The organism is Neobacillus sp. NPDC093182, from assembly GCF_044754045.1.
In genome coordinates this window covers 39,952-62,769 of sequence record NZ_JBIVOI010000024.1, presented here as the reverse complement: position 1 = coordinate 62,769, position 22,818 = coordinate 39,952, and the positions used below count along the sequence as shown (strand labels likewise).

At 41.2% G+C, this 22,818-nt stretch carries 24 protein-coding genes and 1 riboswitch; of the genes, 22 read left to right on the top strand and 2 right to left on the bottom strand.

Annotated elements, in window-relative coordinates:
* Positions 1-58 precede the first annotated feature (58 nt).
* The 17 genes from ACIQAA_RS29790 to purD all read left to right on the top strand — a co-directional run bounded on the left by ACIQAA_RS29790 (position 59) and on the right by purD (position 15,493).
* Positions 59-511: a MarR family winged helix-turn-helix transcriptional regulator gene (locus tag ACIQAA_RS29790; RefSeq protein ID WP_402626842.1), complete on the top strand. Its 453-nt coding sequence runs from the start codon at positions 59-61 to the stop codon at positions 509-511.
* Positions 512-577: 66 nt separating this feature from the next.
* On the top strand, positions 578-838 hold the full coding sequence (locus ACIQAA_RS29785; RefSeq protein WP_402626839.1) for an alpha/beta fold hydrolase: 261 nt from the start codon (positions 578-580) through the stop codon (positions 836-838).
* A 123-nt stretch (positions 839-961) separates the two neighbouring features.
* Positions 962-1,363, top strand: coding sequence for an alpha/beta fold hydrolase (locus tag ACIQAA_RS29780; protein ID WP_402626836.1), 402 nt, complete (start codon positions 962-964; stop codon positions 1,361-1,363).
* Positions 1,364-1,487: 124 nt separating this feature from the next.
* Entirely contained in the window at positions 1,488-2,030 is a 543-nt protein-coding gene (locus ACIQAA_RS29775; protein WP_402626833.1) for a DUF2179 domain-containing protein, read from the top strand.
* Complete coding sequence (locus ACIQAA_RS29770; RefSeq protein ID WP_402626830.1) at positions 2,027-2,224, top strand: NETI motif-containing protein; 198 nt, start codon at positions 2,027-2,029, stop codon at positions 2,222-2,224. Before ACIQAA_RS29775 ends, ACIQAA_RS29770 begins: the two co-directional genes overlap by 4 nt.
* Positions 2,225-2,309: 85 nt before the next feature.
* Positions 2,310-2,411, top strand: a riboswitch (purine riboswitch).
* 282 nt (positions 2,412-2,693) lie between these two features.
* Entirely contained in the window at positions 2,694-3,182 is a 489-nt protein-coding gene (gene purE / locus ACIQAA_RS29765; RefSeq protein WP_402626827.1) for a 5-(carboxyamino)imidazole ribonucleotide mutase, read from the top strand.
* Positions 3,169-4,323 carry a 5-(carboxyamino)imidazole ribonucleotide synthase gene (gene purK / locus ACIQAA_RS29760; protein ID WP_402626825.1) on the top strand — a complete coding sequence of 385 codons (1,155 nt, stop codon included), beginning with the start codon at positions 3,169-3,171 and terminating at the stop codon, positions 4,321-4,323. The genes purE and purK overlap by 14 nt, the downstream gene beginning before the upstream one ends.
* The gene (gene purB / locus ACIQAA_RS29755; protein ID WP_402626823.1) at positions 4,320-5,618 is read left to right on the top strand and encodes an adenylosuccinate lyase; all 1,299 of its coding nucleotides are present in this window, start codon (positions 4,320-4,322) and stop codon (positions 5,616-5,618) included. The genes purK and purB overlap by 4 nt, the downstream gene beginning before the upstream one ends.
* Before the next feature lie 204 nt (positions 5,619-5,822).
* Positions 5,823-6,536 carry a phosphoribosylaminoimidazolesuccinocarboxamide synthase gene (purC, locus tag ACIQAA_RS29750; RefSeq protein WP_402626820.1) on the top strand — a complete coding sequence of 238 codons (714 nt, stop codon included), beginning with the start codon at positions 5,823-5,825 and terminating at the stop codon, positions 6,534-6,536.
* On the top strand, positions 6,529-6,783 hold the full coding sequence (gene purS / locus ACIQAA_RS29745; protein WP_402626818.1) for a phosphoribosylformylglycinamidine synthase subunit PurS: 255 nt from the start codon (positions 6,529-6,531) through the stop codon (positions 6,781-6,783). Before purC ends, purS begins: the two co-directional genes overlap by 8 nt.
* Complete coding sequence (gene purQ / locus ACIQAA_RS29740; protein ID WP_402626816.1) at positions 6,780-7,463, top strand: phosphoribosylformylglycinamidine synthase subunit PurQ; 684 nt, start codon at positions 6,780-6,782, stop codon at positions 7,461-7,463. Before purS ends, purQ begins: the two co-directional genes overlap by 4 nt.
* The gene (gene purL, locus ACIQAA_RS29735; protein ID WP_402626813.1) at positions 7,447-9,675 is read left to right on the top strand and encodes a phosphoribosylformylglycinamidine synthase subunit PurL; all 2,229 of its coding nucleotides are present in this window, start codon (positions 7,447-7,449) and stop codon (positions 9,673-9,675) included. The genes purQ and purL overlap by 17 nt, the downstream gene beginning before the upstream one ends.
* On the top strand, positions 9,651-11,057 hold the full coding sequence (gene purF / locus ACIQAA_RS29730; RefSeq protein ID WP_402626811.1) for an amidophosphoribosyltransferase: 1,407 nt from the start codon (positions 9,651-9,653) through the stop codon (positions 11,055-11,057). The genes purL and purF overlap by 25 nt, the downstream gene beginning before the upstream one ends.
* 11 nt (positions 11,058-11,068) lie before the next feature.
* On the top strand, positions 11,069-12,094 hold the full coding sequence (gene purM, locus ACIQAA_RS29725) for a phosphoribosylformylglycinamidine cyclo-ligase (RefSeq protein WP_402626808.1): 1,026 nt from the start codon (positions 11,069-11,071) through the stop codon (positions 12,092-12,094).
* A complete protein-coding gene (gene purN / locus ACIQAA_RS29720) occupies positions 12,091-12,693 on the top strand; it encodes a phosphoribosylglycinamide formyltransferase (RefSeq protein WP_402626805.1) in 603 nt (200 codons plus the stop codon). The genes purM and purN overlap by 4 nt, the downstream gene beginning before the upstream one ends.
* Positions 12,668-14,206: a bifunctional phosphoribosylaminoimidazolecarboxamide formyltransferase/IMP cyclohydrolase gene (gene purH / locus ACIQAA_RS29715; RefSeq protein WP_402626803.1), complete on the top strand. Its 1,539-nt coding sequence runs from the start codon at positions 12,668-12,670 to the stop codon at positions 14,204-14,206. The genes purN and purH overlap by 26 nt, the downstream gene beginning before the upstream one ends.
* Positions 14,207-14,221: 15 nt before the next feature.
* Positions 14,222-15,493: a phosphoribosylamine--glycine ligase gene (gene purD / locus ACIQAA_RS29710; protein ID WP_402626800.1), complete on the top strand. Its 1,272-nt coding sequence runs from the start codon at positions 14,222-14,224 to the stop codon at positions 15,491-15,493.
* Here the strand turns inward: purD and ACIQAA_RS29705 are convergent.
* Both ACIQAA_RS29705 and ACIQAA_RS29700 read right to left on the bottom strand, forming a co-directional pair.
* Positions 15,471-15,560: an EYxxD motif small membrane protein gene (locus ACIQAA_RS29705; protein ID WP_402626861.1), complete on the bottom strand. Its 90-nt coding sequence runs from the start codon at positions 15,558-15,560 to the stop codon at positions 15,471-15,473. The two genes, purD and ACIQAA_RS29705, sit on opposite strands and share 23 nt — an antisense overlap.
* 219 nt (positions 15,561-15,779) lie before the next feature.
* Positions 15,780-16,070 carry a YgaP family membrane protein gene (locus ACIQAA_RS29700; RefSeq protein WP_402626797.1) on the bottom strand — a complete coding sequence of 97 codons (291 nt, stop codon included), beginning with the start codon at positions 16,068-16,070 and terminating at the stop codon, positions 15,780-15,782.
* Between the two features lie 167 nt (positions 16,071-16,237).
* On the opposite strand from ACIQAA_RS29700, the gene ACIQAA_RS29695 reads away from it, so the two are divergent.
* The 5 genes from ACIQAA_RS29695 to pcrA all read left to right on the top strand — a co-directional run bounded on the left by ACIQAA_RS29695 (position 16,238) and on the right by pcrA (position 22,717).
* A complete protein-coding gene (locus tag ACIQAA_RS29695; protein ID WP_402626794.1) occupies positions 16,238-17,980 on the top strand; it encodes an adenine deaminase C-terminal domain-containing protein in 1,743 nt (580 codons plus the stop codon).
* Between the two features lie 64 nt (positions 17,981-18,044).
* Positions 18,045-19,094, top strand: a complete 1,050-nt coding sequence (locus tag ACIQAA_RS29690) for a DUF3048 domain-containing protein (RefSeq protein ID WP_402626791.1) — start codon at positions 18,045-18,047, stop codon at positions 19,092-19,094.
* A 24-nt stretch (positions 19,095-19,118) separates the two neighbouring features.
* On the top strand, positions 19,119-19,430 hold the full coding sequence (locus ACIQAA_RS29685) for a YerC/YecD family TrpR-related protein (protein WP_179603101.1): 312 nt from the start codon (positions 19,119-19,121) through the stop codon (positions 19,428-19,430).
* 243 nt (positions 19,431-19,673) lie between these two features.
* Positions 19,674-20,357 carry a heptaprenylglyceryl phosphate synthase gene (gene pcrB / locus ACIQAA_RS29680; protein ID WP_402626787.1) on the top strand — a complete coding sequence of 228 codons (684 nt, stop codon included), beginning with the start codon at positions 19,674-19,676 and terminating at the stop codon, positions 20,355-20,357.
* Positions 20,358-20,422: 65 nt separating this feature from the next.
* Positions 20,423-22,717: a DNA helicase PcrA gene (gene pcrA / locus ACIQAA_RS29675; RefSeq protein ID WP_402626785.1), complete on the top strand. Its 2,295-nt coding sequence runs from the start codon at positions 20,423-20,425 to the stop codon at positions 22,715-22,717.
* Positions 22,718-22,818: the final 101 nt, after the last annotated feature.

The window sequence follows — 22,818 nt, the reverse complement described above, 5'->3', positions numbered from 1 at the left end:
TTAAGTTTGCTTAATTATTAAAATGAGTATATATTAAAAATAAGAAGAGGTGAAAGAAGTGAATAAAGATTTAGAAATCATATGCAGTAAAATTATAGAGTACTCCAATGCTTTAAGTTCACTGTTTTTAGAGGACTATAAGAAACTAATCAACGATGAGTTTGCTGACCTATCCACAAAACAACAAGTAATCTTAGAGCTCTTGAGGGTGAAAACTCGAACCGTTAATGAAATTTCACACTTTTTATCGATAACGGCCAGTGCTGCGAGCCAGCTCATTTCAAAACTTGAAAAGCAGGATTATGTAAAAAGAGAGATAAATCCTGACAACCGCCGTGAAATTATTGTTCAACTTGGTGAAAAAGGCCGCCACTATAATCAGATGGTAGATAAAAATCAACTGTTTATCATTGAAAAGTATTACGCTAAATTGCCTAAGGATGATCTGGAAAAGTTATTAGATATTCATGAAAAGCTCTACCATATCGCGGTTGAAGCTCAGAAGGAGTAAATTTTTTTCGCTAATACTTAAGTTAACTAAACTATTAAGTGAAATTAACTTGTGGAGGGGAAATTGGTGAGAGACTATATGGTTCCACTAAAAGATGGCAGGAAATTGGCTGTGATTGAATATGGAGAGAAACAAGGGCTGCCGGTGATGTTTTTTCATGGCACGCCAGGGTCACGATTGCTATTTCTTGAGGATGATGAATTTTCAAAGACATTAGGAATTCGGTTAATATCATTGGACCGGCCAGGTTTTGGGCTTTCTGATCCGAAACCAAATCGGACGCTGCTGGATTGGGTTGACGATATAAACGCCATTTGTAAATGGTAAGTCTCCTAAAGGGACGATGACAGCCAATAAAATAGTTTTTTTCTTGCTAGAAAAGCACCCTGGCTTGTAAGAGCAAGCTACCGTTCTACAAAAAAGCTGCTTGAAGAGCAGCCATAAAAGTTCATGGAGCAAAACAAAAAGGGAAACAAGCATTTACATGAGTGGGATCGCAAATTTTTACAAACAGACCAACAGTTAAAAGGGTTAATGTTGCATATGGGCGAAGCCTTTCGTGTATCCGTAGATGAATGTGTGAATGAGCCAGTGTTATTATCAAAGCCCTGGGGATTTTCCTTTAAAGACATTCCTGTGCCAATAGATGTGTGGCATGGTGAAAGGGATAGGATGGCTCCGGCAGCGGAAATGAAAAAAGCGGCTGCTACAATTCCAAACTGCCATATACACTTTATTCCTGAAGCAGGACATTTTTTAACGGACGATGATCAAATTTGGGACGACATTCTAACAACTATTCTTGAATGGGCAAAAGAAAATCCTTCAAATTCACTCTCCTTAGTAAATTAATCCTAGTGTGGGGCCTGTCAAATGACGGGTCTTCTTTAATTTAAATGAAAAAAATACCCAAAAAGGTTACACTAAAAAAATAACAATTCTAGAATTGGCTAAAATAGAATGGAGGTTTAGTGCATTGTTAGAGAATAGTTTTATGATGGTTGTGATTATCTTACTTATCAACATTGTTTATGTTTCATTTTTTACGATAAGAATGATTCTAACGTTAAAAGGTCAGCGTTATTTGGCTGCGGGCTTGAGTATGATTGAAGTTGTGATCTATGTTTTAGGTCTTGGTCTGGTTTTAAATAACCTAAATGAAGTTCAAAACCTAATTGCTTACGCTGTAGGATATGGTATAGGTGTTATTGTAGGAATGAAAATTGAAGAGAAGCTGGCTTTAGGGTATATTACGGTAAATGTTATTACAAAGGAATACGATAAAGATTTACCTAAAGTATTAAGAGAGAAGGGGTTCGGAGTTACCGACTGGGCTGCTCATGGGCTAGAGGGAGAGCGGATGGCACTTCAAATATTAACGCCGAGAAAATTTGAACTCAAATTATATGAAACGATAAAAAATTTGGACCCAAAAGCATTTATCATCTCCTATGAACCTAAGGCTATACATGGCGGGTTCTGGGTGAAGTCTGTGAAAAGAGGGAAATTATTTTCATGAGTAAAAAGAAAATGCAATTTGAAGTTCAAGAAAATGAAAGTATTGAAGCTTGTCTAGAGCGGATGAGAAAACAGGGGTATATACCGGTTCGCCGTACGGAAAAACCAATTTTTCAGGAGGTAGTTAATGGAAAGGAAACTACCTATGAACCGGTCGGAAGACAGATTGTATTTGAAGCCATTCACGCTGAGTAAAAACGAACATTATAATTTCCAGTAATAAAATCGTTCGTTTTTATTGACCATTTGCGCCTTAAATTGTAATATAAAGGTGTCAAAAAAATATATAACGTAACACCCTCGTATAATAATGGGAATATGGCCCATAAGTATCTACCCAATTACCGTAAATGATTGGACTATGAGGGGAAGTGGAAATGCCGGAAACGTTGACTCGTTTCATGGTCATTTACTGTGCCGATATCAGCCCGGACAGACTGCTTTCTCTCATTTCATGAAATTGGGGAAGTATCTGTTTTGGGCTTTTTATATTGGTAAAGTAAGAAAAGCGGAAGCGCCTTGCCAGGGGCGACAGGCATAAGACGAGCCGGCGAGAAGGTTGTTCTTTTACCTTCTTGACGAATTGGCTTATGACCGAGGAAAAAGCGATTTTTCTTTTTCCACCGAGCCCCTAGGCGCTGGAGCTAGACAAAGGGGAGAGAACATGAATCCGATTGTGGCGGTAATAATGGGGAGCAAATCCGATTGGGAAACGATGAAGCATACCTGTGAAATCCTTGACCGATTAGAGGTTCCATATGAAAAAAAGGTGGTTTCAGCACACCGTACTCCTGATTTGATGTTTGAATTTGCTGAGAAAGCTAGAGTAAGAGGAATTAAGGTAATCATCGCAGGTGCAGGCGGTGCTGCTCATCTGCCAGGTATGGTTGCGGCAAAGACAACATTGCCAGTAATCGGTGTTCCTGTTCAATCGAAGGCACTGAATGGAATGGATTCTCTATTATCGATTGTGCAAATGCCTGCAGGCGTACCAGTGGCAACGGTGGCTATAGGTAAGGCAGGGGCCACAAATGCGGGTTTACTGGCGGCACAAATTGTATCAATTAACGATTCAAAAATACAAGAAAGACTAGAACAAGTCCGCATTGAAGCAAAAATCGCAGCGATAGAAAGTAGTGATGAGCTTGTCTAGTAAAACAATTTTACCAGGGCAAACGATTGGAATTATCGGCGGCGGTCAGCTGGGAAGAATGATGGCTCTTTCTGCAAGAGCAATGGGTTATCGAATTGCTGTATTAGACCCCGTTGAAGATTCACCTTGCGGCCAGGTGGCAGATTATAAAATTATCGGCAGCTATGATGATCTTGAAGCCATTAGCCAACTAGCTGAAGTAAGTGATGTTATTACCTACGAATTTGAAAATATTGATGCCGCAGCGCTTGAGTGGCTTTGTAATCAAGCTTATGTGCCACAGGGTAAGAGTTTACTTGAAATCACTCAGGACCGGGTGAAAGAAAAAGCGGCAATTGCAAACGCAGGTGTCCAGGTGGCACCATATGCAGTCATCAATTCTCTGAATGACCTTCATGAACATTGTGAACGGCTTGGTTATCCGGTTGTTTTGAAAACAGCACGAGGCGGCTATGACGGCAAAGGGCAAGTTGTTCTAAAAAGTCATCAGGATATTGAAAAGGCTCAAGTACTTCTTGAAAACGGACAATGTATCCTGGAAAAATGGATTTCTTTTACGAAAGAAATTTCCGTCATTATCACAAGAAATTCAAATGGTGAAAGTGCAGTATTTCCGGTTGGAGAAAATATTCATCAAGATAATATTCTCCACCAAACGATTGCTCCAGCACGTATTAGTAAGCTGGCGGAGGATAAGGCAATTCAATCAGCAATACAACTTGCTAATGCTTTTGAGTTAGTTGGGACACTAGCGGTTGAAATGTTTTTAACAGCGGGGGATATCATTTACATAAATGAACTCGCTCCTAGACCGCATAATTCAGGGCATTATACGATTGAAGCATGTGAAACATCACAATTCGAACAGCATATCAGGGCTGTATGTAACCTGCCCCTTGGTAAGACAGAGCTATTAAAGCCTGCGGTCATGGTTAATATATTAGGAGAGCATGTTCAAAACGTGTTAGATAAGTTAACAGACTTACCAAATTGGAAAGTTCACCTTTATGGTAAAGAAGAGGCAAAATTTAAAAGAAAAATGGGGCATGTAACCATTCTCTGTGATTCGGTTGAGACCGCCATTGAAGAAGTTGAGAAAAGTTTGATTTGGGAAGAAAAAAGTTTGGAGGCCAAAAGATGATTGATCGTTATACAAGACCTGAAATGGGTGCAATTTGGACAGAGGAAAACCGTTTTAAAGCTTGGCTTGAGGTTGAAATCCTTGCATGTGAGGCATGGGCGGAGTTAGGTGAAATTCCAAAAGAAGACGTAAAGAAGCTTCGTGAAAATGCATCCTTTAATATTGACCGGATTAAGGAAATCGAAGAAGAAACTAGACATGATGTGGTTGCCTTTACTCGCGCAGTATCCGAGACATTAGGGGAAGAGCGCAAATGGGTGCATTATGGTTTAACTTCGACGGATGTAGTGGATACCGCACTTTCTTACTTATTAAAGCAAGCTAATGCAATCATCCGGAAGGATCTTGAAAACTTTATTGAAATTCTAAAGAACAAAGCGATCGAACATAAATTTACCGTCATGATGGGACGTACGCACGGGGTACACGCTGAACCGACTACTTTTGGATTAAAGCTTGCTCTTTGGTACGAAGAAATGAAACGTAATCTGGAACGTTTCAATCAGGCTGCTGCTGGTGTTGAGTTTGGGAAAATTTCCGGAGCAGTTGGAACGTACGCTAATATTAACCCGTTTGTTGAGCAATATGTGTGTGAAAAACTGGGTACTCAGCCTGCACCAATCTCCACACAAACATTGCAGCGCGACCGTCACGCACACTATATGTCCACTCTTGCATTGATTGCTACGTCGATTGAAAAATTCGCCGTGGAAGTTCGCGGATTACAAAAAAGCGAAACGCGTGAAGTAGAAGAGTTTTTTGCAAAAGGACAAAAAGGTTCATCTGCTATGCCTCATAAACGCAATCCAATTGGGTCTGAAAACATGACTGGTTTGGCTCGTGTGATTCGCGGCTATATGATGACAGCCTATGAAAATGTTCCACTATGGCATGAGCGCGATATTTCACACTCTTCTGCAGAGCGGATCATTTTACCAGATGCAACGATTGCCTTGAACTACATGTTAAATCGTTTCGGCAACATCATTAAAAACCTGACAGTATATCCGGAAAACATGAAACGTAACATGGACCGGACACTTGGTTTGATTTATTCACAAAGAGTCCTTCTTGCGTTGATCGACAAAGGTTTATCTCGTGAAGAGGCTTATGATACCGTACAGCCAAAAACAATGGAGTCATGGGAAAAGCAAGTTCCTTTCCGCAGCTTGGTAGAAGGAGAAGCGAAGATTACCAGCCTGCTTTCAGCAGAAGAAATTGCAGACTGCTTCGATTACAACTACCACCTGCAGCATGTCGATACCATCTTTGAACGATTAGGGTTGAACAGCTAAAAGGAAAAGCGGAAGCGCCTTGAACAGGGGCGACAGGCATAAGACGAGCCGGCATGAAGGTTGTTCTTTAACCTTCTTGACGGATTGGCTTATGACCCCGAGCCCCTAGGCGCTGGAGCTAGACAAAAAATGAATATAGGGGTGCTTTAGCGCCCCTTACCTATCTGGAAGATTCCCAATATTGCGAATTAGGAGGCATCCTTAATGAGAGAACTACTTTATGAAGGAAAAGCGAAGCGAATTTTTAAAACAGATGATGAACAGACGGTTTTAATTGAATATAAGGATTCGGCAACTGCTTTCAACGGGCAAAAGAAAGCGGATATTACTGGCAAGGGTCGTTTAAATAACGAAATTACTAGTTTGCTATTTTTAAAGCTTAAAGATCAGGGAATTGAGTCACATTTTATTGAGCGATTATCAGAAACAGAGCAGCTGGTTAAAAAGGTAGCGATTATCCCGCTTGAGGTTGTCGTTCGCAATATCGCTGCAGGAAGTCTTTCAAAGCGATTAGGAATCGAAGAAGGTAAAGAATTAACAAAGCCGCTCGTAGAGTTTTATCTAAAAAATGATGATCTTGGGGACCCATTACTAACTAGACCTCATATCTACGAATTGAACATAGCAACAAAAGAGGAACTAAACACACTAAAAGAGAAAGCACTAAAAATTAATACAGTTTTATCAAGCTTTTTTAACGAATTAGGAATTAATCTTATAGACTTTAAACTTGAGTTTGGTAAAGACGCTGAAGGCAGCATCTTATTGGCAGATGAGATTTCACCAGACACTTGCAGACTTTGGGACAAAAAGACAAATGAAAAGCTCGATAAGGATGTATTCCGTCGCGACCTTGGTAGTTTAACAGAAGCGTATGAAACCATTTTAGCCAGATTAGGGGGAAAACAGCATGTTTAAGGTAAAGGTATATGTCACGTTAAGAGAAAGTGTATTGGATCCACAAGGTAAGGCAGTAACTCATTCACTGCATTCATTAAATTATCCAGAAGTATCCGATGTACGAATCGGTAAATATATGGAACTAACGATTGAAAAGTCAGAGCGCGAACTTGATGAAGTGATCAATGAGATTTGCAGCAAGCTATTAGCAAATACAGTCATTGAAGACTACCGTTATGAAGTAGAGGAGTGTGTTCCTCAGTGAAGTTTGCAGTCATCGTTTTTCCGGGGTCTAACTGTGACGTAGATATGTACCATGCGATTAAGGATGAACTTGGTGAACAGGTTGAATATGTGTGGCATGACACTGAGAGCTTAGATGAGTTTGATGGGATCTTACTTCCTGGCGGTTTCTCATACGGTGATTATCTACGTACAGGAGCCATTGCACGTTTTAGTAAAGTCATGCAGGCAGTCGTAAAAGCAGCAAAAGCAGGGAAACCGATTCTAGGTGTCTGCAACGGATTCCAGATTTTATTAGAAGCAGGATTACTGCCTGGGGCCATGAGACGAAATGAAAGTCTATCATTTATCTGTAAACCGGTTGAATTAAAGGTAGTGAACAATCAGACGATGTTTTCTGCTGCCTACACGCAAGGTGAAACCATTTCAATCCCTGTCGCTCATGGGGAAGGAAACTACTATTGTGATGAAGAAACGCTCGCTAAGCTTAAAGAAAATAACCAAATCGTATTTACTTACCAAGATAACCCGAACGGAAGTTTAGAAGATATAGCAGGAATTATCAATGAAAAAGGAAATGTCCTTGGGATGATGCCACACCCTGAAAGAGCCGTTGATGAGTTACTAGGCGGAGCAGATGGACTAAAATTATTTCAATCGATTGTAAGAAGCTGGAGGGAAGCAAATGTTGTTAAAGCATGAACCAAGACCAGATCAAGTAAAGACAGAAAAACTTTATCAGCAAATGGGCTTATCCGATGAAGAATTCACCCAGATTGAAAACATTCTTGGCCGGACACCGAACTACACTGAAACAGGCCTTTTCTCCGTTATGTGGTCTGAGCATTGCAGTTATAAAAACTCTAAACCAGTCCTAAGAAAATTCCCAACCACAGGTGAGCGTGTTCTTCAAGGTCCTGGGGAAGGGGCAGGAATTGTCGATATCGGCGATAATCAAGCGGTTGTGTTTAAAATTGAAAGCCATAACCACCCATCAGCCATCGAGCCATATCAAGGGGCGGCTACAGGTGTTGGCGGTATCATCCGTGATATCTTTTCAATGGGTGCCCGTCCAATCGCATTGTTAAACTCACTTCGTTTCGGAGAACTTGATGAATCTGCAAGAGTACGCTACCTATTCAAAGAGGTCGTGGCCGGAATTGCTGGCTACGGTAACTGTATCGGAATTCCGACGGTTGGCGGCGAAATCCAATTTGAACCATGTTATGAAGGCAATCCGTTAGTAAATGCGATGTGTGTCGGTCTAATTGATCATAAAGATATTAAAAAAGGCCTTGCCCAAGGTGTTGGCAATACAGTGATGTATGTCGGTGCGAAAACAGGCCGTGACGGTATTCATGGAGCAACCTTTGCTTCTGAGGAATTAACAGACCAGTCCGATGAAAACCGCCCAGCGGTTCAAGTGGGCGACCCATTCATGGAAAAACTTTTACTAGAAGCCTGTCTTGAGTTGATTCAATCAGATGCCCTTGTCGGTATTCAGGATATGGGTGCTGCGGGATTAACAAGTTCTTCAGCTGAAATGGCAAGTAAGGCGGGAATGGGTATCGAAATGAATTTAGACCTCGTTCCACAGCGTGAAACAGGTATGACTGCCTATGAAATGATGCTTTCGGAATCACAAGAGCGAATGCTGATTGTTGTTACAAAGGGAAGAGAGCAGGAAATTAAAGATCTATTCACAAAATACGATCTTGAAGCAGTTGCAATCGGTACAGTAACAGATGATAAAAAACTACGTTTGCTGCACCATGGCGAAATCGTGGCAGATGTCCCAGTAGATGCGTTAGCTGAGGACGCACCTGTTTATCATAAGCCATCAAAAGAGCCAATTTATTATCAGGAATTCCAAGCACTAAAAGTAGAAGTGCCGCAGGTTGAAGATGTAAAAGATACATTGAAACAAATTCTTAGCCAGCCAACTGTGGCAAGCAAGGAATGGGTTTATAATCAATACGATTATATGGTGCGTACGAATACAGTCGTTGCACCTGGATCAGACGCCTCTGTTGTCAGAATCCGCGGAACCCGTAAAGCATTGGCGATGACGACTGATTGTAACTCACGCTATGTATTTTTAGACCCTGAAGAAGGCGGAAAAATTGCGGTTGCAGAAGCGGCACGTAATATTGTCTGCTCAGGTGGCGAGCCATTAGCGATTACGGATAACTTAAATTTTGGAAATCCTGAAAAGCCAGAAGTGTTCTGGCAGATTGAAAAAGCAGCAGATGGAATCAGCGAGGCCTGCCGAGTTCTTGAAACTCCAGTTATTGGCGGTAACGTCTCTTTATATAACGAAACAAGCGGAACAGCGATTTACCCAACACCGGTAATTGGAATGGTTGGGTTAGTAACCGATCTTGATCATATTACGACTCAGAACTTTAAAAATAGCGGCGACCTTATTTACTTAGTTGGAGAAACAAAGCCTGAGTTTGGAGGCAGTGAGTTACAGAAACTGCAAAACGGACGGATTTTCGGTAAAGCTCCGGAACTTAATATTCAACTAGAAAAAGTAAGACAGAATCAAGTGTTAGCAGCTATTCGTGCAGGAGTTGTTCAATCGGCACACGACCTTTCTGAAGGCGGGCTGGGTGTAGCGGTGGCTGAAAGTCTTTTTGGCCAAGAAAAGCTTGGTGCAGCTATCACGATTGAAGATAACCCAGTAACTGCATTATTTAGTGAAACACAATCCCGTTTCTTATTAACTGTGAAAAAAGAACACCAAACAGAGTTTGAAAGTTTAGTAGCTGCCAAATTGATTGGTGAAGTAAATGATACAGCCGTATTAAAGGTGAATGGTGAGAATAACACGATTTTAGAAGCTTCTGTAAACGAATTGAAGGATGCCTGGAAAGGAGCTATCCCATGCTTGCTGAAATCAAGGGATTAAACGAAGAGTGCGGAGTCTTTGGTGTCTTTGGACATCCAGATTCTGCACAGCTTACCTATTACGGACTCCACAGCCTGCAGCACCGCGGCCAGGAGGGTACAGGGATTGTCGTATCCAATGGAGAGAAGCTTAGAGTTGTGAAAGGTGAAGGACTAGTTTCAGAGATTTTCACTGCGAACGTGATGGAAGAATTAAAAGGTACATCTGCGATTGGGCATGTACGTTATGCGACAGCTGGGGGCGGCGGTTATGAGAACGTCCAGCCCTTGCTGTTCCATTCGCAAACTGGAAGCCTGGCACTTGCTCATAATGGGAATTTAGTAAATGCCAATTTCTTAAAACATCAGCTTGAAACACAAGGGAGTATCTTCCAAACAAGCTCTGATACAGAAGTATTAGCTCATTTAATTAGGAGAAGCGGGTATCCCCAGTTGAAGGATCAGGTGAAAAATGCGCTTTCGATGTTAAAAGGAGCCTATGCCTATTTAATTTTAACAGAGAAGGAATTAATGGTTGCTCTCGATCCTCATGGATTAAGACCACTTTCGCTTGGCTGTCTTGGAGATGCCTATGTGGTTGCTTCGGAAACCTGTGCCTTTGATGTTGTTGGAGCAGAATACATCCGCGATATCAGACCTGGAGAATTATTAATCATCAATGAAGAGGGAATAACCTCAGAACAATTTGCGTTTAATTCGACAAAGTCTATTTGTACAATGGAATATGTTTATTTTTCAAGACCTGATAGTAATATTCAAGGAATCAATGTTCATACAGCCCGTAAAAACATGGGTAAAAGATTGGCAGTAGAAGCACCAATTGAAGCAGATGTAGTGACGGGAGTTCCTGATTCTAGCATCTCTGCTGCGATTGGGTATGCCGAAGCAGCAGGTATTCCTTATGAGATGGGATTAATTAAGAACAAATATGTCGGCAGGACCTTCATTCAGCCAACCCAATCGTTACGGGAGCAGGGTGTAAAGATGAAGCTTTCTGCAGTTCGCGGTGTCGTTGAAGGTAAACGTGTCGTCATGGTCGACGATTCAATTGTTCGCGGAACGACAAGCAAACGAATTGTCACCATGTTAAAAGAGGCAGGAGCCACTGAGGTACACGTTGTCATCAGTTCACCTCCGATAAAAAATCCATGTTTTTATGGAATTGATACTTCATCGAAAGAAGAATTAATCGCTTCAGATAAATCAGTGGAAGAAATTAGACAGCTGATTGGTGCTGATTCCTTAACGTTCCTAAGTACCGAGGGGATGGTAGGAGCAATTGTCAAAACGGAAGGAACAGAAGGTTTTTGCCTCGGCTGCTTTACTGGTAACTACCCAACTGAGATTTATCCAGATACACTCCAATATTATTACCAAAAATAGGAGGGAACATCATGGCGAATGCTTATACACAGGCAGGCGTAAACATTGAAGCAGGCTACGAGGCTGTTGAAAGAATGAAAAAGCATGTACAAAAAACAGCCCGAGCGGGTGTGATTGGAAGTCTTGGCGGATTCGGCGGAATGTTCGACCTGTCAGCACTTAACCTAAAAGAGCCTGTTCTTGTATCGGGAACAGACGGAGTGGGTACCAAGCTGATGATTGCCTTTTGGATGGATCAGCATGAAACAATTGGCATTGATGCAGTAGCCATGTGTGTCAATGATATCGTTGTTCAAGGCGCAGAGCCTTTGTTCTTTTTAGACTATATTGCTACCGGGAAAGCAAAGCCTGAAAAGATTGAAGCGATTGTCAAGGGCATTGCAGATGGATGTGAGCAGGCTGGCTGTGCACTTATCGGCGGAGAAACAGCAGAAATGCCTGGATTATATAGTGAAAATGAGTATGATCTTGCTGGATTTACGGTTGGTGCTTGTGAAAAATCCCAGCTGATTACAGGGGAAAATATTAAGCCTGGCGATGTGCTAATTGGATTGGCTTCGAGCGGAATTCACAGCAATGGTTATTCGCTTGTTCGGAAGGTTTTTAATAACTGGGCGTTAACAGAATATGTTGACGAGCTCGGCTGTACCTTGGGAGAAGAGTTACTAAAACCAACGAAAATATATGTAAAGCCTATTTTATCAGCGTTGAAAAAATTCAAGATCAAAGGGATGGCTCACATTACCGGTGGCGGTTTTATTGAGAATATCCCACGGATGCTTCCTACTGGACTTGGAGCAGCCATCTTTGAAAAAAGCTGGGACATCCCGCCGATTTTTAATTTAATTACTACTGTTGGACAAATCGACCAGCAGGAAATGTATAATATCTTTAATATGGGTATCGGCATGGTGATTGCAGTTGATAAGGATATCGCGGCTGAGATGATGGATCATTTAAAACAATGCGGAGAAACTGCCTATGAAATCGGTGTTGTAACGGCAGAAGAAGGCATTAGTATCGGTGGCCGCCGATGAGAAAGATTGCTGTTTTTGCCTCAGGAAACGGAAGCAATTTTCAAGCGATTATTGATGTCGTGAAATCGGGAGAACTTGAAGCGGACATCGCACTCCTCGTTTGTGACAAACCGGGAGCCTTTGCTGCCCGGCGTGCTGATGCCGCTCGTATCCCAACCTTTGCTTTTAGTCCAAAGGAATATAGCTCCAAAGAAGCTTATGAAAAGGCAATTTTGGAGAAATTAGCAAGCTATGGCGTCGAGTTTATCGTTCTGGCCGGTTATATGAGGCTGATTGGTCCAACATTGCTCGGAGAATATGCCGGCCGTATCGTTAATATCCATCCTTCTCTTCTTCCGGCTTTTCCTGGTAAAGATGCCATTGGTCAAGCCTTGGCTGCAAAAGCGGAATGGAGCGGAGTTACCATTCACTACGTTGATGAAGGAATGGACACTGGACCCATCATCGTCCAGGAACGCGTCCGCCTTAGTGAAAAGGAAACAAGAGAGAGTCTGCAAAAGAAAATACAAAGTATCGAACATAAGCTTTATCCATCTATCCTGCAAATGCTGTTAACGAGAGGGGAAGTTCAACGTGACGAAAAAGCGCGCACTTATTAGTGTTTCTGATAAAAATGGTATTCTCGATTTTGCTAAAGAATTAGTCAGCTTAGGTTTTGAAATTATTTCAACGGGCGGAACGAAAAAAGCACTTCAAGAACAAGGTATTCCTGTTCTCGGAGTGAGTGATGTTACCGGCTTTCCAGAAATATTAGAAGGACGTGTAAAAACGTTAAATCCGTTCATTCACGGGGGATTACTAGCCAAACATGATGACGAACAACATCAAAAGCAGCTAAAAGAACATAGCATTGACCCTATTCAAATTGTTTGTGTTAACCTTTATCCTTTTCAACAAACCATTGCAAAACCAGATGTAACAACTGAGGACGCGATTGAAAATATTGATATCGGCGGTCCAGCGATGCTGCGTGCTTCAGCAAAAAATCATCAATATGTAACAGTGGTCGTTGATCCCGTTGACTATACTAAGGTGATTGAGGAATTAAAAGCAGATGGCAGCACAACACTAGAAACACGCAGAAAGCTGGCAGCAAAGGTTTTCCGCCACACTGCAGCATATGACGCATTAATCGCTGAATACATGACAGAACTTACACAAGAAGAAACTCCTGAAAAATTAACCGTTACATATGAGCTGAAGCAATCGCTCCGTTACGGGGAAAATCCACATCAAAAAGCTGCTTTTTATAAAAAGCCACTAGGTTCAACGTTTTCCATTGCTAATGCAGAGCAGCTTCATGGAAAAGAGCTTTCTTATAATAATATTAACGATGCTGACGCTGCCCTGCAGATTGTGAAAGAATTTACAGAGCCTGCAGCAGTTGCTGTGAAGCATATGAATCCATGCGGTATTGGTACTGGAACGAATATTTTTGCTGCTTTTGAAAAAGCATTTGCTGCAGATCCAGTTTCCATTTTTGGCGGTATCATTGCTTTTAATAGTGAAGTGGATGCACAGACAGCTGGCAAGCTTCATGAGGTTTTCTTAGAAATCATCATTGCACCATCGTTCTCTGAGGAAGCATTATCGATCTTAACGGCGAAAAAGAACTTACGTTTATTAACGATTCCATTTTCAGGCGCAAAAAAACCAGAGATGAAGTTAACAACAATCGAAGGCGGACTTCTTGCGCAGGAACAGGACCACTTTACATTAGAAAATGCAACAATCTCTGTACCAACAAAAAGACAGCCAACTGAGCAGGAGTGGGAAGCATTAAAGCTTGGCTGGAAGGTCGTAAAACATGTGAAATCGAATGCAATAGTCGTGACGAAAGAAGATATGACAATTGGAATTGGTGCGGGTCAAATGAACCGGGTAGGTGCCGCTGAAATCGCCTTAAAACAAGCAGGTGAAAAAGCTGCAGGTGCAGCACTCGCCTCTGATGCCTTTTTCCCAATGGATGATACTGTCGAAGCCGCGGCGAAAGCGGGAATTACGGCAATCATCCAGCCAGGCGGTTCCATTCGCGACGAAGATTCCATCAAAAAAGCGGATGAATATGGAATTGCTATGGTCTTTACCGGAGTTAGACATTTTAAACATTAAAATGAGGTGAGATGGATGAAGGTTCTAATTATTGGCCGAGGCGGAAGAGAACATGCACTGTGCCGAAAGGTAAGTGAAAGCACGCTTGTAGAAAAAGTATTTGTTGCTCCTGGTAACCACGGGATGGAAGATGTCGCAGAACGTGTTGCGATTGATGAAAGTACCCATGAACAACTTATTCAATTTGCGAAGGAACAAGGAATTGGTTTAACAATTATCGGACCAGAAGTTCCTTTACTAGAAGGGTTAGCAGATAAATTTGAAGCCGAAGGTCTAGCTGTGTTTGGACCGCGAAGATTGGCAGCAGAAATCGAAGGAAGTAAATCGTTCGCAAAGGAAATCATGAGAAAATATGAGATTCCTACTGCCGATTATGCTGTATTTACTAACTACGAGGAAGCAAAGAAGTATATTGAAGAAAAGGGCGCTCCCATTGTAATCAAGGCTGACGGATTAGCAGCGGGAAAAGGCGTTACAGTTGCATTAACACTAGAAGAGGCATTACAAAGTACAGAAGAAATGCTCGTTGGGCAAAAATTTGGTGAAGCTTCAGCACGAGTGGTAATCGAAGAGTTTTTGAGCGGTGAGGAATTTTCCCTTATGGCGTTTGTGAATGGGGAAGTGGTTATACCGCTAGAAATCGCCCAAGATCATAAACGTGCCTTTGATGGTGATAACGGTCCTAATACAGGAGGAATGGGTGCATACTCTCCTGTTCCTCATATTGCCAATGAGACAGTTGAAACAGCAATTGAAACCATCCTTAAGCCTGCAGCGAAAGCAATGGTTCAAGAAGGAAGAAGCTTCTGTGGGATTCTTTATGCAGGGTTAATTGCAAGTGAAAAAGGGCCAAAAGTTATCGAGTTTAATGCCCGCTTTGGTGACCCGGAAACACAAGTAATTTTACCAAGGTTAAAATCTGACTTAGTTCAGACCATCTTAGATGTATTAGCCGGTGAAGCCCCAGAGTTAGTTTGGGACGAACAATCGATGGTTGGGGTTGTTGTTGCAGCCAAAGGGTACCCCGAGCAATATGAAAAGGGTGCTGTTCTCAATGGTTTATCTGATTTCACTAATGAGGTCTATACTTTCCATGCAGGAACAAATAAAAATCAAAACGGTGAATTTCAAACTGCTGGAGGAAGAGTACTCTTAGTTGGTGCAAAGGCTGAAAGATTAAAGCAAGCACAAGATATTGTCTACCGAGAGCTTGAAAAATTAACTTGTGATGGAGTCTTTTATCGAAAGGATATCGGCTTCAAGGCTATCGGGCGCGTTTTCTGTTAGAGCGGCGGATAAACACAAATAAAAGAGCAACAATACCACCGATTAAACTAATAAGTACAAACGACATATCTAATAAATATTCCCAAAACATGATAGAGTACCTTCCTTTCAAGGGCTGACCAACCACGGTCAGCCCGTTTATTTTTAGTTTAGATTTATTTATAAGTTGGCTGCTAATCGTTACCGTTGGTTCCGAAAAATCGTATCGTTACCAAAAACCCAAAAAAATCAAAGAGCAGGGTACGATTCCGGAATAATCCGTTGCCCTTATTGAAAGTGCATAAATTTATGTTGGGTTATATGGCAGTACCTCATCAACATCGCCATTTTTTGACCCATCCCCGAGTGCCAAGGGTTTTTCCTGTTCCATTTCCTGATATCTTTCGAATAGCGCTGTTACAGGGCAAAAACGAACGATTCCCTCCGCCACCTTCATTGCTCCACATATGGCAATAAACAAATAGGAATCTCTCCAAGGAAACTTTACCATTTTTGCTGTACTCCAAGATAAGACAGTAAGCCCAATTGTAATCCTTATTAATGCATTCAGGATCCCGATATTTTTAGTAACGTTCACATTGTTCACTCCTTCACAATTTTTTTACAGCGATTATCCAATTCTTTAATGCGTTAAATAATAAAATATGATAGTATAGAGATAAACTAATTTTTGTAAGGGCTTTCTTTATTGAGAAATCAACATTCTTACTAGATAAATAGCTTCTGAGAAAGGGAGGGTATCGTATGCTCGAACAACGTTATCGATGGAAAAATAAACATTTACGCATGCATGTATCCGTTTTAGATGGAAAAACTTCACCAACCATTTTATTAAAAAATGCCTTGTATTTAAATCAGACATTCCGCCAGTGGATGCGCGCGAATATTTGGATATATGAAGATCGGATTGTATATGTCGGCGAGAATTTACCGCCGAAATTGGAAAACTGTGAAATTATTGACTGTACGAATGAAATTCTTGTTCCTGGGTATATCGAGCCGCATGCCCATCCTTATCAATTATATAATCCCCATACTTTGGCGGCCTATGCATCACAGTTTGGAACAACGACAATCATCAATGACAACATGTCCTTGATTATGAATTTGAAGAAAAAGGAAGCGTTTTCTTTATTAAAGGACTTACGTTCCATCCCGACCACCATGTTCTGGTGGTGCCGGTTTGATCCGCAAACGGAAATTTTAAATGAAGAAGATGTTTTTTCACATAGCAATATTAAATCGTGGTTAGAACATGACGCTGTTCTTCAAGGCGGTGAATTGACAGGCTGGCCTAAATTGTTAGACGGCGATGATATGATGCTTCATTGGATTCAAGAGGCCAAACGGATGCACAAAAAGATTGAAGGTCATTTTCCTGGTGCCTCAGAGAAAACATTAGCGAAAATGATCCTGTTAGGTGCAGATAGTGATCATGAAGCAATGACTGGCGAAGAAGTATATAACCGTCTCATGCAGGGCTATATGGTTTCATTAAGATATTCCTCTATTCGTCCTGACCTTCCAGACTTGCTGGATGATATGAAACGATTAGGAATTGAAGCCTATGATCGTTTAATGTTTAACACCGATGGTTCCACATCCACGTTTTATGAGCAAGGTATCACCGATCAAATGATTCGGATTGCCATTGATAAAGGCGTTCCGGTGATCGATGCTTATAACATGGCTACAGTGAATATTGCACGTTATTACAATATTGACCATCTACATGGCAATATTGCAACTGGCCGTGTTGCAAATATCAACTTCCTGTCTAGTATCGAAAACCCTACGCCTCATTCCGTACTGGCAAAAGGTAAATGGGTAAAACGTGACGGACAAGTGGTCGAAGCTTATCACTCGATTAATTGGGATGATTATGGTCTTAAGCCAATGGAACTGGACTGGAATTTAAGCATTGATGATTTACAATTTTCCATGCCATTCGGAATTAAGATGGAAAATTCGGTTATTACCAAGCCGTATTCCATTGCGATTGATGCCTCTTATGATGAATTGTCAACAGACCATGATGAATGTTTCTTTACTCTGCTAGATAGAAATGGCAAGTGGAGGATTAATACATTATTAAAAGGATTTGCAACAAATCTTTCGGCATTAGCAAGTTCATTTTCCAATACAGGTGATATTATCTTAATTGGAAAAAGTAAACGTGATATGCTTGCAGCCTTCGAGAGGATGAAGGAGTTAGGCGGCGGTATTGTGATGGTCGAGGAAGAACAAGTGGTATGTGAGATTCCATTAAAACTGAACGGAATTATGTCAAACCTTCCAATTAAAGAATTAATGAACGAAGAAAAGAAATTACTTGTTGAATTGAAGGATCGTGGTTATTCCTTCTCAGATCCTGTTTACAGTTTGTTATTCTTTTCGGCAACTCATTTACCCTATATTCGAATCACCCAACAGGGTATGTACGATGTAATGAACAAAACTGTTCTCTTTCCGTCGATAATGCGTTAAACTATAAAAGTAATTAATTGGATAAAGTCGCCTCGAGAAAAGACGATAGGAGTGTTTTAAAAAAATGAAGAAATGGGCTGTTGCCATAACAGCTGTTCTTTTACTGCTCTCTGGCTGCAATGATAAAGAAAAGGCTAATGGACCAAAACTGCCGGAAAAAGAAGAAGTTGAAGAAGTGATACAGGAAGAGATAGAGAACGAACTCCCTTATCACTATCCATTAACAGGGGTGGGTTCAGAGACTAAGACAGATCAAAGAGCAGTGGCGGTTATGATTAATAATCATCCAAAAGCGAGACCTCAATCTGGTTTAAACAAAGCGGATATTGTTTATGAAATTCTAGCAGAAGGTGATGTTACTCGATTCCTTGCTGTTTTCCAAAGTGAAAACCCAGATAATATGGGTCCAGTTCGAAGTGCAAGGGACTATTACATTGATTTGGCTAAAGGTCTGGATGCTCTTTTTATCGCCCACGGCTATAGTGAAGAGGCAAGAGAATTGCTCGAACGCGACTTTGTTGATAATTTAAATGGTATGGTCTATGAGGGAACATTATTTAAAAGAGTGAGCTTCCGCGTGGCACCTCATAATTCCTATATTACGTATAAGAATGTTTTAAAAGGAGCCAAGGAAAAGAATTACTCGCTGAATCAGTCTCCGCCTGAGTTTCAATTTTTATCAGAGGAAGAGAGTAAATCCGTAGCGGGAGACGAAGCGAATTCAGTGATGATTTCATATTCTGCCAGCGGTGTTTTCAATTCGACCTATGAGTATGATGAATCGGTTGGAAAATACAAGCGCTTCTCTAATGGGGATCAAACCATAGACTATGAAACGAAAGAACCTATTCTGTTAGACAATTTGTTTATCATTGAGACTACTCATCAAGTCATTGATAAGGAAGCTCATAAGGAAATTGATTTAGAATCAGGGGGATCTGGTTACTTACTGCAAAAGGGTAAGGTAATGGAAGTAGAATGGAAAAATGATAATGGTATTATTGTTCCAATAAGAGATGGAGAAGTTGTTCCGTTTGTTCAAGGCAAGACTTGGGTGAACGTGGTTCCGACGAATCCTGGACTTCAATCCAGCGTTTCATTTAATGTAAACTAATCTTTAATTAAAGGGGTAAAATAAATGCAAATTAATAAGTTACGTGGAAAAGAGCTTGATCAGTTATTTCAAGCAGTTCTTTCACTGAAGGACCTTGAAGAATGCTATCGCTTCTTTGATGATTTATGTACGATTAATGAAATTCAATCATTGGCACAGCGTTTAGATGTAGCAAGAATGCTGCGTGAAGGAAATACCTATCATAAAATTGAGACTGAAACAGGTGCAAGTACAGCAACCATCTCTCGTGTGAAGCGCTGCTTGAATTTCGGTAATGACACGTATGAAATGGTATTAGAGCGAATCAAAACAGAAAACGTAACCGAAGAGAAATAATCCAAACCGAAGAGCCTGCTCTTCGGTTTTTTTAATCCAGCTCCAGCTCCAGCGCCTAGGGGTCATAAGCTTGTCTAGTTTCGGCTCCTTGGGACTCGAGTCATAAGCCGCCCCCCTGAAGAAGGCGCTTCCGCTTTTTTATATGGTTACAATTTCTATTAAGTAATTTAGTGTTTTCTTTTTTTATCGATTGAGCTAATGCTATAATGGTGTAATGTAAGATTTGAATGGGAGGATCTTGGGATGTACGATTTTCGCGAGTGGCGCCATGTGTTTAAACTCGATCCAAATAAAGAGATAAGTGATGAACAGTTAGAAAGAATATGCGAATCTGGAACAGATGCGGTAATCGTTGGAGGAACAGATGGGGTAACCTTAGAAAAAGTCCTGGATTTAATGGCGCGAGTTCGCCGCTACACCGTTCCTTGTGTCCTCGAAGTTTCAAGTATTGATGTAGTTACCCCTGGATTTGACCTTTATTTTATTCCGACAATTTTAAATAGCAATGATTCAAAGTGGATCACTGGGCTGCACCATCAGGCAGTAAAAGAATTTGGTGAAATTATGGATTGGGAAGAAATCGTCATGGAAGGCTACTGCATTCTGAACGAAGAATGCAAAGCCGCAAAATTGACTTCTGCCAATGCAAATGCTTCAACAGAAGAAGTAAAAGCGTATGCGATGATGGCAGAGAAAATGTTTCATTTGCCAATCTTTTATCTTGAATATAGCGGCACATATGGAGATGTAGAAGTGGTAGCTGAAGTTAAGAAAACCCTTGAGGAAACGGTCCTATTTTACGGCGGGGGAATTTCAACGCTGGAACAAGCAGCCGAAATGGCTGAGCATGCGGATGTTATTGTGGTTGGAAACGCGATTTATGATGATATCGAACAAGCTTTAGCAACAGTAAAAAGCGTTCGATGAAAATTTGCTTAATTGGATAGAAAGAGTTAAAATAAGAACAAATGTTTGGTATGGTGGTGAAGGAATTGCAATACTTATCAGAAAAGCTTTTAAATGGCTTAAACCCAGAACAACAAAATGCTGTAAAAGCAACGGACGGCCCGCTTTTACTAATGGCAGGTGCGGGTAGTGGTAAAACCAGAGTACTAACGCATCGTATTGCTTATTTAATTGTTGAAAAACGTGTAAATCCTTATAACATTTTAGCGATAACCTTTACAAATAAAGCCGCTCGTGAAATGAGAGAACGTATTGGAAAAATGATGGGCGGAGCAGCAGAAGAAATTTGGATCTCCACGTTTCACTCGATGTGTGTAAGAATACTGCGCAGAGACATCGACAGAATGGGCTTTAACCGTAACTTTACGATTTTAGATACAGGCGACCAGCAATCCGTGGTGAAAGGAATCCTTAAGGATAAGAACCTTGATCCTAAAAAATATGACCCGCGTGCGATTTTAGGCGCGATCAGCTCGGCTAAAAATGAGTTAATTGACCCGGAAGAATATGCAAAAACTGCTGGAGGCTATTTCGAACAAACCGTCAGCGATGTATATACAGAATATCAAAAACGGTTGCGGAAAAATCAAGCACTCGACTTTGATGATTTGATTATGATGACCATTCAACTGTTTCAGCGTGTACCTGAGGTACTTGAATATTATCAGCGAAAATTTCAATACATTCATGTCGATGAGTATCAGGATACAAACCGAGCACAGTATATGCTAGTTAAATTTCTCGCAAACCGTTTTAAGAACCTATGCGTAGTCGGAGATTCCGACCAGTCGATTTATCGCTGGCGTGGAGCGGATATTGCCAATATCCTTTCCTTTGAAAAAGATTATCCGGATGCAAAGGTCATTTTGCTTGAGCAAAACTATCGCTCTACAAAAAGGATTCTTCTAGCAGCGAATAAGGTTATTGAAAATAATGTAACCCGTAAGGCAAAGAATCTTTGGACGGAAAACCCAGAGGGTAACAAACTTGTTTACTATCGTGCAGACAGTGAGCAGGGAGAAGCTCAGTTTGTTGCGGGTAAAATTAAAGAATTAACACGCGAAGGCAAGTACAAGCTTTCCGACGTCGCGATTCTTTACAGGACTAACGCTCAATCCCGTGTAATGGAGGAAGTGCTGTTAAAATCAAATATTGAATACAGCATTGTCGGCGGAACAAAGTTCTATGACAGAAAAGAAATCAGGGACATGTTAGCCTATTTAAGGCTCATTTCTAATCCTGATGATGATATCAGTTTACAGCGTATTATTAATGTGCCAAAACGCGGAATTGGATCAAGCTCGGTGGATAAAATGGCAGATTTCGCTGCCTTGCATGATATATCTATTTTTCAAGCGCTTGATTCCGTTGAGTTACTTGGACTAAGTCCAAAAATTACTAAAGGCGCCAGAGAATTTAGAGATTTAATTAAAAACTATACGCAAATGCAAGAGTTTTTATCTGTAACGGAACTAGTTGAGGATATTTTAGATAAGTCGGGTTATCGTGAAATGCTGAAGGCAGAGAAATCAATAGAAGCCCAAAGCAGACTAGAGAACTTAGACGAATTATTATCTGTAACAAAAAACTTTGAAGAAGTAAATGAAGATAAGAGCTTAGTTGCTTTCTTAACGGATTTGGCATTAGTAGCTGATATTGATTCGTTAGATGAAGACGGTGAAAAAACAGATGCTATTACCCTCATGACCTTGCACTCTGCAAAAGGGTTGGAATTTCCAGTCGTATTCTTAATTGGATTGGAAGAAGGAGTATTCCCTCACAGCCGTTCATTAATGGAAGAAGCTGAGATGGAAGAAGAGCGCCGATTGGCCTATGTAGGAATAACTCGAGCTGAGCAGACCCTATTCCTGACAAATGCTCAGATGAGAACGTTATTTGGGCGCACCAGCATGAACCCTGCATCCCGGTTTATCCGTGAAATCCCGGAAGAACTTTTAGAAGGCGTGGAAAAAGAGGAACGCAGGAATACTCCGTTTGGTTCAAGAGGAGGGACCTCTTTTGGACGAAGTGCTTCGGGTTCAACCGGAACCTCTTTCGGACGAAGCACATCTGGTACAACCGGAACCTCTTTCGGTACACCAGTAACCAGAAAACCAGTCATGAGACCTATAGCTGCTTCCACTGGCGGGGATACTGTCGGCTGGAGAGTCGGCGATAAAGCTGAGCATGGTAAATGGGGCATTGGAACAGTAGTAAGTGTTAAAGGAGAAGGCGAAGGAACAGAGCTCGACATTGCATTCCCTAGCCCAACCGGAATTAAACGCCTGCTGGCTAAATTCGCGCCTATAAAAAAAGTATAGGAAGTTATCAAAGTTCAGTGTTGATTGGTGCGGAAGGTGAAGTTCTCGTGACAGGCAAAGACCGCCTGTCCCTGCGGTAATTATTCAAAGAAACTATCCTT

What these genes read in the sequence shown, in the direction of transcription:
- ACIQAA_RS29780 (WP_402626836.1), top strand. Translation starts at nt 962, where the DNA reads ATGGAGCAAAACAAAAAGGGAAACAAGCATTTACATGAGTGGGATCGC.
- ACIQAA_RS29770 (WP_402626830.1), top strand. Translation starts at nt 2,027, where the DNA reads ATGAGTAAAAAGAAAATGCAATTTGAAGTTCAAGAAAATGAAAGTATT.
- purE (WP_402626827.1), top strand. Translation starts at nt 2,694, where the DNA reads ATGAATCCGATTGTGGCGGTAATAATGGGGAGCAAATCCGATTGGGAA.
- purK (WP_402626825.1), top strand. Translation starts at nt 3,169, where the DNA reads ATGAGCTTGTCTAGTAAAACAATTTTACCAGGGCAAACGATTGGAATT.
- purB (WP_402626823.1), top strand. Translation starts at nt 4,320, where the DNA reads ATGATTGATCGTTATACAAGACCTGAAATGGGTGCAATTTGGACAGAG.
- purC (WP_402626820.1), top strand. Translation starts at nt 5,823, where the DNA reads ATGAGAGAACTACTTTATGAAGGAAAAGCGAAGCGAATTTTTAAAACA.
- purS (WP_402626818.1), top strand. Translation starts at nt 6,529, where the DNA reads ATGTTTAAGGTAAAGGTATATGTCACGTTAAGAGAAAGTGTATTGGAT.
- purL (WP_402626813.1), top strand. Translation starts at nt 7,447, where the DNA reads ATGTTGTTAAAGCATGAACCAAGACCAGATCAAGTAAAGACAGAAAAA.
- purF (WP_402626811.1), top strand. Translation starts at nt 9,651, where the DNA reads ATGCTTGCTGAAATCAAGGGATTAAACGAAGAGTGCGGAGTCTTTGGT.
- purM (WP_402626808.1), top strand. Translation starts at nt 11,069, where the DNA reads ATGGCGAATGCTTATACACAGGCAGGCGTAAACATTGAAGCAGGCTAC.
- purN (WP_402626805.1), top strand. Translation starts at nt 12,091, where the DNA reads ATGAGAAAGATTGCTGTTTTTGCCTCAGGAAACGGAAGCAATTTTCAA.
- purD (WP_402626800.1), top strand. Translation starts at nt 14,222, where the DNA reads ATGAAGGTTCTAATTATTGGCCGAGGCGGAAGAGAACATGCACTGTGC.
- ACIQAA_RS29705 (WP_402626861.1), bottom strand. Translation starts at nt 15,560, where the DNA reads ATGTCGTTTGTACTTATTAGTTTAATCGGTGGTATTGTTGCTCTTTTA.
- ACIQAA_RS29695 (WP_402626794.1), top strand. Translation starts at nt 16,238, where the DNA reads ATGCTCGAACAACGTTATCGATGGAAAAATAAACATTTACGCATGCAT.
- ACIQAA_RS29690 (WP_402626791.1), top strand. Translation starts at nt 18,045, where the DNA reads ATGAAGAAATGGGCTGTTGCCATAACAGCTGTTCTTTTACTGCTCTCT.
- ACIQAA_RS29685 (WP_179603101.1), top strand. Translation starts at nt 19,119, where the DNA reads ATGCAAATTAATAAGTTACGTGGAAAAGAGCTTGATCAGTTATTTCAA.
- pcrB (WP_402626787.1), top strand. Translation starts at nt 19,674, where the DNA reads ATGTACGATTTTCGCGAGTGGCGCCATGTGTTTAAACTCGATCCAAAT.